Here is an 8,721-nt window from a genome sequence, read left to right on the forward strand (position 1 = left end):
CAATCAGTAGAAGGTTTTGCCCAGGGCGGCCATGTCACGCAGCTTGTCGCTGACGCGGTAGAGCGGGCCCAAATCGGCATACTGGTCGGCCATGGCCACGTAGCGATCCAGACCAATGGTGTCCAGATAGCGGAACACGCCACCACGGAAGGGAGGGAAGCCCAGACCGTAGACCAGCGCGATGTCGGCTTCGGCTGGCGTGGCGACAATGCCCTCTTCCAGACAGAGCACCACCTCGTTGATCATCGGGATCATCATGCGGGCTATGATGGCTTCCTTGTCAAAGTCCTGCTTCGGCTTGGCAATCGGTGCCAGCAGCTCGTAAGCGGCCACATCGGCCACCTTCTTCGGCTTGCCCTTCTTGTCCTGCTCGTAGGCGTAGAAGCCCTTGCCATTCTTCTGGCCGAAGCGGCTGGCGTCATACATCACGTCGATGGCGGTGCGGCCAGCCTTGCTCATGCGCGCCGGGAAGCCTTGCGCCATGACGTCACCGGCATGGTGACCGGTGTCGATGCCGACCACGTCCAGCAGGTAGGCGGGGCCCATGGGCCAGCCGAACTCCTTCTCCATCACCTTGTCGACGGCGGCGAAGTCGGCGCCATCGGCAACCAGCTTGTTGAAGCCGAAGAAGTAGGGGAACAGCACCCGGTTGACGAAGAAGCCCGGGCAGTCGTTGACCACGACCGGGGACTTGCCCATGGCGGCGGCATACGCCACCACGCGGTTGATGGTTTCATCTGAAGTCTGCTCGCCGCGGATGATCTCCACCAGAGGCATGCGGTGCACCGGGTTGAAGAAGTGCATGCCGCAGAAGTTCTGCGGGCGCTTCAGCCCCTTGGCCAGCAGGGAGATGGGAATGGTGGAGGTGTTGCTGGCGAGCACGGCGTCTTCGCCAATGATCCCTTCCACTTCGCCCAGCACGGCGGCCTTCACCTTGGGGTTCTCGACCACGGCTTCGACCACCACATCCACATGCTTGACGTTGTCATAGCTGAGGGTCGGGGTGATGGCAGAGAGCACCTGGCCCATCTTGATGCCGTCGATGCGGCCCTTTTCGAGCTGGCCGTTGAGCAGCTTGGTGGCTTCGCCCATGCCCAGTGCCAGCGCCTTCTCGTTGATATCCTTCATTACGGCCGGAATGCCCTTGCTGGCAGACTGGTAAGCGATGCCGCCCCCCATGATGCCGGCGCCCAGCACGGCGGCGTGGCGAGTGGCCTTAGCTGCCTGCTTGGCCGCCTTCTTGGCCAGCGCCTTGATGTGCTGATCGTTCAAGAAGATGCCGACCAGCGCCTTGGCGACATCGGTCTTGGCCAGCTTGATAAAGCCCTGTGCCTCGACCACCAGAGCCTCGTCACGGCCCATGCCAGCGGCGGCTTCGACGGTTTTCACCGCGGTCATGGGGGCTGGATAGTGTTTGCCCGCCACGGCGGCAACCATGCCGGCGGCGGTGGTGAAGCTCATCATGGCTTCCAGTTTGGAGAGGCGCAGCGGGGCTTTTTTGGCGGCGCGACGGCTCTGCCAGTCCAGCTTGCCCGCGATGGCGTCTTTCATCATCTGCAGTGCGGCGCTGTGCAGCGCGTCCGGTGCGACCACGGCATCGATGGCGCCCACCTTGAGGGCATCATCAGCACGGTAATCCTTGCCGGTGGTGATCCACTCCAGCGCGTTGTCGGCACCGATCACCCGCGGCAGACGGACTGTGCCGCCAAAGCCCGGCATGATGCCGAGTTTGGTCTCGGGCAGGCCAATCTTGGCGCTGGTGTCAGCCAGACGGAAATCGGTGGAGAGAATGGTCTCGCAGCCGCCGCCCAGGGCGTGGCCCTTGATGGCAGAGAGGGTCGGCACCGGCAGATCTTCGATGGCGCTGAAGATGTCGTTGGCTTTTTTCAGCCAGCCGAGCAGATCTTCTTGCGGCAGATCGAACAGTTCCAGGAATTCGGTAATGTCGGCGCCGACGATAAAGGCGTCTTTGCCGGAGGTGAGGATCAGGCCCTTCAAATCGGCTTGTTGCTGTAATGCGGCGATCGCTTCGCTCAGTGAGAGCAGGGTAGCGCGATCCAGCTTGTTGACTGAACCCGGGGCATCAAACCTCAGTTCGGCAATGCCGTTTTCGAGGTAGCTGACCGACAGGGTTTCGCCTTGGTAGATCATGAGAGTGTCTCCTTGTTCCCACTCGGTGGGGGGTGTTGCTCCTTTATCCCCAGCAGGGGGCGAGGCTCACTATTGATCCAAAAGGAGACATTTTCAACACCTATTTAAAACATTTGTTTAACAGTTCTCGAGTAAAAGCTCCTCATCACAAAACGGGCAAAAGAGAGGCGCCTTGCGGCGCCTCCAATGGATATGAGGTTTTTATCAACAGGCCAGTTCGGGCCGGTCGCGATACTGGCTCAGCACCTCGGGATCGGCGAGGGCATGGGTGTTGTTGACGGGCCTGTTGTGCACCACTTCCCGCACCGCCAGTTCGACGATTTTGCCGGACTTGGTACGGGGAATGGCATCCACCTGCAGGATGCGGGCGGGCACGTGGCGGGCGGTACAGTGTCGTTTGATCTGCTGGCGGATCCGCTCGCGCAGCGGCTCGTCCAGCTTGCAGCCCGCCTTGAGCTTGACGAACAGCACCACCCGCTCGTCCTGCTGCCACTGTTGGCCGATGACGATGCTCTCTTCCACTTCGTCGAGCTGTTCGACGTAGCGGTAGATCTCGCTGGTGCCGATGCGCACGCCCCCCGGGTTGAGGGTTGCGTCGGAGCGGCCATAGAACAGGATGCCGCCGGTCGGGGTCAGCTCGATCCAGTCGCCGTGGCACCAGATGTTGTCGAATCGCTCGAAGTAGGCGGCGTGGTATTTGTCGCCGCCGTCGTCCCCCCAGAAGGCGATGGGCTGGGCCGGGAACGGCTTGGTGCAGACCAGCTCGCCCTTTTCGCCCTGTACCGGCTGGCCCGCTTCGTTGAACACCTGTACCGCGAGACCGAGGCCACGCCCCTGACTCTCGCCACGGTAAACAGGGCTGAGCGGGTTGCCGATGACGAAGCAGGAGCAGATGTCGGTGCCACCGGAGATGGAGCTCAGTTGTACATTTGTTTTGATCTGCTGGTAGACGTAGTCAAACCCCTCAGGCGACAGCACGGATCCGGTACTGCAGATCAGCCGCAGCTGTGGCAAGTCGTGGGTGTTGATGGGGGCATAGCCCTGCTTGTGCAGCGCATCCAGATACTTGGCCGAGGTGCCGAACAAGCTGACCTGCTCGTCGCGCGCCAGATCCCACAGCACGTTGCCGTCCGGATAGAAGGGGGAGCCGTCATAGAGCACCAGCGTCGCGCCGGAGGCGAGCGCGCTCACCAGCCAGTTCCACATCATCCAGCCGCAGGTGGTGAAGTAGAAGATCCGCTCCCCCGGCTTGGTGTCGCAGTGCAGTTGATGCTCTTTGAGATGTTGCAGCAGGGTGCCGCCTATGCCGTGCACTATGCACTTGGGCTTGCCTGTGGTGCCGGACGAGTAGAGGATATAGAGCGGATCGTTGAAGCCCATGGGCTCGAAGCGAAGGACAGCATCCGGCTGGCTCGCCAGCACGTGCTGCCAGTCGTGACCAAGCTGCAGGGGATTGCCGAGCAGCGGGATTATTACCGTCTGCTCTATGCTGTCGATCTGGCTGACTACGCCGGCCACCTTGGCCTGGATGTCGATGGCCTTGCCGTTGTAGCGATAGCCGTCCACCGCAAACAATACCCTGGGCCGGGTCTGGCCGAAGCGCTCCACCACGCTGGCTTCCCCAAAGTCGGGGCTGGTGGAGGTCCAGATAGCGCCCAGGCTGGTGGTTGCCAGCATGGCTACTACGGTTTCGGGGATATTAGGCAGGTAGGCGGCGACCACGTCGCCACTGCTTATGCCCTGGCTGCGCAACCACTGGGCCAGCCTGGCCACCTGATCCGCCAGCTCATGCCAGCTCAGGGTGCGGCTTGGGCTGCCTTCAATGCGGGAGATAATGGCCGGGCTCTCGTCCTGACGGCGCAGCAGGTTTTCCGCGAAGTTGAGGCGGCTATCGGGGAACCAGCGGGTGCGCTGCATATCCTGGCGGTTTTCTGCCACTATGTCCCCCAGCTCGCCCTTGACGCCGCAGTGTTGCCACACCAGCGGCCAGAAGCGGGTCGTCTTTTCCACCGACCACTGGTAGAGCTGGGCATAGTTGTGCAGCTGCAGGCCATGGAAGCGGTTGACCTCGGCCATAAACTGCTGGAGGTTGGATTGTTGAATCCGCTCCTGATCCGGTTGCCACAGGCAAAGGTTGTGCATGAGTAGTCCCTGACTGCATGTATCTACCGGCAGTGTATTGAATTGTTTTTTATTTGTTAATGATTGGTTTTTGTTTCATAACAAAAGCCTTGTAACGTATGCGTTACCTCACGAAGCGATAGCTTGACGGTTCGAGCCCCGATTCGCTTGATGTTATGCTGAAATCACATTTTTCCCGGAGCAGGACGCCATGAGCAGCTACAGCCAACTTTTTGCCCAGCACCTAGATACCTTGCAGCATCGCACCCGCGACATACTGCAACAGCAGGGGCTCAGCGGCCTGGCCATCCACTCCGGCCAGACCCACCGCATCTTCCTCGACGACCAGGATTACCCCTTCAAGGTGAATCCGCACTTCAAGGCCTGGCTGCCGGTGCTGGACAACCCCCACTGCTGGTTGCTGGTGGATGGCGTAAACAAGCCGGTGTTGCTGTTCTACCGGCCAGTGGATTTCTGGCACAAGGTGGCTGACTTGCCCAATGCTTTCTGGGTCGACTTCTTCGATATCCACTTCTTGACGCGGCCGGAGCAGGTTGCCGATCACCTGCCTGCCGGCAAGCAGGAGTGGGCCTATCTGGGTGGCCATCTCGAGGTGGCCAAGTTGCTGGGGCTGGGTCAGCCGAACCCGGAATCCGTGCTCAACTATCTGCACTATCACCGAGCTTACAAGACTCCTTATGAGCTGGAGTGTCTGCGCGAAGCAAACCGGATCGGGGTGCGTGGCCATGTCGCGGCCAAGGACTCCTTCATGGCGGGGGCGAGCGAGTTTGAGATCAATCTGGCCTATATGAAGGCGGTCGGGCAGGGGGCCAATGAGGCGCCGTACGGCAATATTGTCGCCATCAACCGCAATGCGGCCATTCTTCACTACACCCATTTGTCTGCCTTGCGGGTGCCGGATGCGGAGCGCCACTCCTTCTTGATTGATGCCGGGGTGGATTTTCACGGTTATGCCTCCGACATCACCCGTACCTGGGCCTGGCGCCGTGGCGAGTTTGCCGAGCTGATCGCGGCGCTGGATGCGCAGCAGCAGGAGATCATCGAGGAGATCAAACCGGGTCGGCGTTACAGCGAGTTGCATCTGCAGATGCACCACAGGCTGGCGCGCTTGCTGCAAACGGTCGAGTTGGTGGACATGTCGGTAGACGAGATGATCCATACCGGGGTGACCAACGTCTTCTTCCCTCACGGTCTGGGTCATTTCCTGGGCCTTCAGGTGCACGATGCAGGCGGCTTCATGCAGGACGAGCGCGGCACGCACCTGGCTGCTCCCGAGCAGTTCCCCTATTTGCGCTGTACTCGGGTGATGGAGGTGGGGCAGGTGTTCACCATAGAGCCGGGCCTCTACTTCATCGATAGCCTGCTGGTGCCGCTGCGTCAGAGCGAGCAGGCCAAGCGGGTTAACTGGAACAAGGTAGAGGCGCTGCGTCCGTTTGGCGGCATCCGCATTGAGGACAACATAGTGTTGCACGCCAATGGGGTGGAGAACATGACCAGACAAGCAGGGCTCTGATGGCTGCAGCGTACTCCATTCCGGCCGCCCCGCTGGCGGTGAGTGAAGAGATCAAGAAGAGCCGCTTCATCACCCTGCTCGCGCACACGCCGACGGTTGAGGCCGCCAAGGCGTGGGTCAACGAGATAAAGCAGCAACACCCCGGGGCCCGGCATCACTGCTGGGCCTTTGTTGCCGGCGCACCACAAGACAGTCAGGTTTACGGTTTCAGCGACGATGGTGAGCCCTCAGGGACCGCTGGCAAGCCCATGCTGGCTCAGCTGATGGGCTCCGGACTGGGTGAGATAGCCACCGTGGTGGTGCGTTACTACGGCGGTGTGCTGTTGGGCACTGGCGGTTTGGTCAAGGCCTATGGGGGGGGAGTGGGGGCTGCGCTCAAGCAGCTCGAGACCCGGATCAAGCGCCAGCAGACTCCCTCTCTCATCCAATGTGACTATGCCGACATGGGCGTGGTGGAGGCGCTGATCGGATACCATCACGGCCAGTTGCTGGATGCCGATTACGGCGCTCGCGTTACCCTGCGGGTCGCGTGGGAATCCTCTGTTTGGGCCCAGGTTGATCGGGAATTGACCGACCGCACCCATGGACGGGTATCCCTTCGCTCCTTAGATAGCTAGAATCCACCGCTCTTTTAGCCTGAAGAGGGAGCCGGAATGCACATTCTGAGCATTATTCGCATCGTTGGCCTGTTGGTTGCGCTATTCAGCTCGACCATGTTGTTGCCTGCCATGGTTGCGTTTGGCTATCGGGATGGTGGTGGTGCCGAGTTCGTCAGCTCCTTTCTCATCGCGCTGTTGCTTGGTGTGCTGCTCTGGTTTCCCAACCGCTACCACAAGAAGGAGCTGCGCTCGAAAGAGGGCTTCCTTATCGTGGTGCTGTTCTGGACTGTGCTGGGCAGTGTGGGGGCCGTGCCCTTTTTACTGGGGGATGTGCCCAGCATGTCGGTCTCGGAGGCCTTTTTCGAATCTTTCTCCGGCCTGACGACCACGGGAGCGACCGTGCTGACCGGGCTGGACAATCTGCCCAAGGCGTTTCTGTTCTACCGCCAACTGCTTCAATGGCTGGGGGGCATGGGGATCATAGTGCTGGCCGTCGCCATACTGCCGCTGCTCGGCATCGGGGGCATGCAGCTCTACCGCGCCGAGATCCCCGGGCCGGTCAAGGATACCAAGGTGACGCCGCGTATCGCCGAGACGGCCAAGGCGCTCTGGTTCATCTACTTGTTGCTGACCATGCTCTGCATCCTGGCGTACTGGCTGGCCGGTATGACGCTGTTCGACGCCATCTGTCACTCCTTCTCCAGCCTCTCCATCGGTGGCTTCTCCACCCACGATGACAGCATCGGCTTCTTCAACAGCCCGACCATCAATCTGGTCACTGTGTGCTTCCTGCTGATCGGCAGCATTAACTTCGGTCTGCACTTCATGGTGTTCACTCACACACCGGTACGCCTGCTGAGCTATCTGCGTGACCCCGAGGTGAAGGTGTTTTTGGGGATTCAGCTGTTCCTTTTTCTGTTCTGCGCCGCCGTGTTGCTGCAGCACAACCACTATGAACACTGGCAGGAGACACTCAACCATGCCCTGTTCCAGTCGGTATCGCTGGGGACCACCACGGGTTACAGCACCACCAGTTATGCCGACTGGCCAGCCATACTGCCGATGATGCTGATGTTCTCCTCCTTTATAGGGGGTTGCGCCGGGAGTACCGGTGGTGGCATCAAGGTGATGCGCTTCATGATCCTGTTCATGCAGGGAGTACGGGAGTTGAAGCGGCTGGTGCACCCGCGTGCCGTCTATACCCTCAAACTGGGGCGCAAGGCGGTATCGGATCGGATCGTCGAGGCGGTGTGGGGTTTCTTTGCCGCCTACATCATTTTGTTTGTGTTGTTCATGCTGGCATTGATCGCCACCGGAATGAACGAGGTGACAGCCTTCTCGGCGGTGGCGGCGACCCTTACCAACGTGGGGCCGGGTCTGGGTGATGTGGCCTCCAATTTTTCCGGTATCAGCGCGGTGGCAAAATGGATACTGATCCTGGCCATGTTGTTCGGCCGATTGGAAATTTTCACACTTCTGGTACTGTTTACCCCCGCATTCTGGCGTAGTTGAGGTAGGTATGGACAAGATTTTGGTGCTTTATTCCTCTCGGGATGGGCAAACACAGAAAATCGTGGATGTCATGCTGGAGGAGATGCTGGGTTACGAGGTGGTGATGCATGACCTGCACACTCTGCCCATGTGCAACCTCAGCAAGTTCAAGAAGGTATTGATCGGTGCCTCCATTCGTTACGGCAACTTCCATCCCAGCCTGCTCAGCTTTATTCATGCCCATCATGAACAGCTGGAGGTGGCCAATGCGGCCTTCTTCTGTGTCAACCTGACTGCGCGCAAGCCGGAGAAGCAGACGCCGCAGACCAATGCCTATATGAAGAAGTTCCTGCGCCTCTCCCCCTGGAAGCCGAGAACCTTGGGAGTGTTCGCCGGCGCGTTGCAATATTCCCGCTATAACTGGTGGCAGACCCGCATCATTCAGCTGATCATGAAGATGACCGGCGGCAGTACGGATACCAGCAAGGATCTCGAGTTTACCGATTGGGAAAAGGTGCGCATTTTTGCCCGTGAATTCTGGTCAAAAAGATAGCAGCACGGCGTTATTGCTGGCTTGAGCCCCGCTGATGCGGGGCTTTTTGTTTGATAAATAGGCATTTGAACCGCTAAACGGCAAAAAGTGCCATTTTTTGCCGTTTTCCTCTTGTCATCCCGGCGTGGCTCCCTATAATGCGCCCCTACCAGCACGGCGGAACACGCCGGACTGATGAGCCAGCTTCCTAGTGAAGCAGGCGCCGAAAGAAAAGCGAAAACAACCGCTTGACTTTCGAAGTGAGGAGCGTAATATGCGCCTCCTCAACGCGA

At 59.6% G+C, this 8,721-nt stretch carries 6 protein-coding genes; 4 read left to right on the forward strand and 2 right to left on the reverse strand.

Features of this window, described 5'->3' with window-relative positions; all coding sequences use genetic code 11:
* Positions 1-3: 3 nt before the first annotated feature.
* Both fadB and BN1129_RS09795 read right to left on the reverse strand, forming a co-directional pair.
* Positions 4-2,151, reverse strand: coding sequence for a fatty acid oxidation complex subunit alpha FadB (fadB, locus tag BN1129_RS09790; protein ID WP_042036109.1), 2,148 nt, complete (start codon positions 2,149-2,151; stop codon positions 4-6).
* Between the two features lie 204 nt (positions 2,152-2,355).
* Positions 2,356-4,293, reverse strand: a complete 1,938-nt coding sequence (locus tag BN1129_RS09795; protein WP_042036110.1) for an acetoacetate--CoA ligase — start codon at positions 4,291-4,293, stop codon at positions 2,356-2,358.
* A 190-nt stretch (positions 4,294-4,483) separates the two neighbouring features.
* Here BN1129_RS09795 and pepQ point away from each other — a divergent pair, with 190 nt between their 5' ends.
* Genes pepQ through hemG form a run of 4 tightly spaced genes read left to right on the forward strand, consistent with a single transcriptional unit; the run spans position 4,484 to position 8,449 of the window.
* Positions 4,484-5,806, forward strand: a complete 1,323-nt coding sequence (gene pepQ / locus BN1129_RS09800; protein ID WP_042036111.1) for a Xaa-Pro dipeptidase — start codon at positions 4,484-4,486, stop codon at positions 5,804-5,806.
* Positions 5,806-6,423 (forward strand): IMPACT family protein, encoded by a 618-nt coding sequence (locus BN1129_RS09805; RefSeq protein WP_042036113.1) that lies wholly within the window; start codon positions 5,806-5,808, stop codon positions 6,421-6,423. Before pepQ ends, BN1129_RS09805 begins: the two co-directional genes overlap by 1 nt.
* A 36-nt stretch (positions 6,424-6,459) precedes the next feature.
* Complete coding sequence (locus BN1129_RS09810) at positions 6,460-7,917, forward strand: TrkH family potassium uptake protein (protein ID WP_042036114.1); 1,458 nt, start codon at positions 6,460-6,462, stop codon at positions 7,915-7,917.
* Positions 7,918-7,924: 7 nt separating this feature from the next.
* The gene (gene hemG, locus BN1129_RS09815) at positions 7,925-8,449 is read left to right on the forward strand and encodes a menaquinone-dependent protoporphyrinogen IX dehydrogenase (RefSeq protein ID WP_042036116.1); all 525 of its coding nucleotides are present in this window, start codon (positions 7,925-7,927) and stop codon (positions 8,447-8,449) included.
* Positions 8,450-8,721: the final 272 nt, after the last annotated feature.

Source organism: Aeromonas popoffii (genome assembly GCF_000820025.1).
Classification (GTDB): Bacteria; Pseudomonadota; Gammaproteobacteria; order Enterobacterales; family Aeromonadaceae; genus Aeromonas; species Aeromonas popoffii.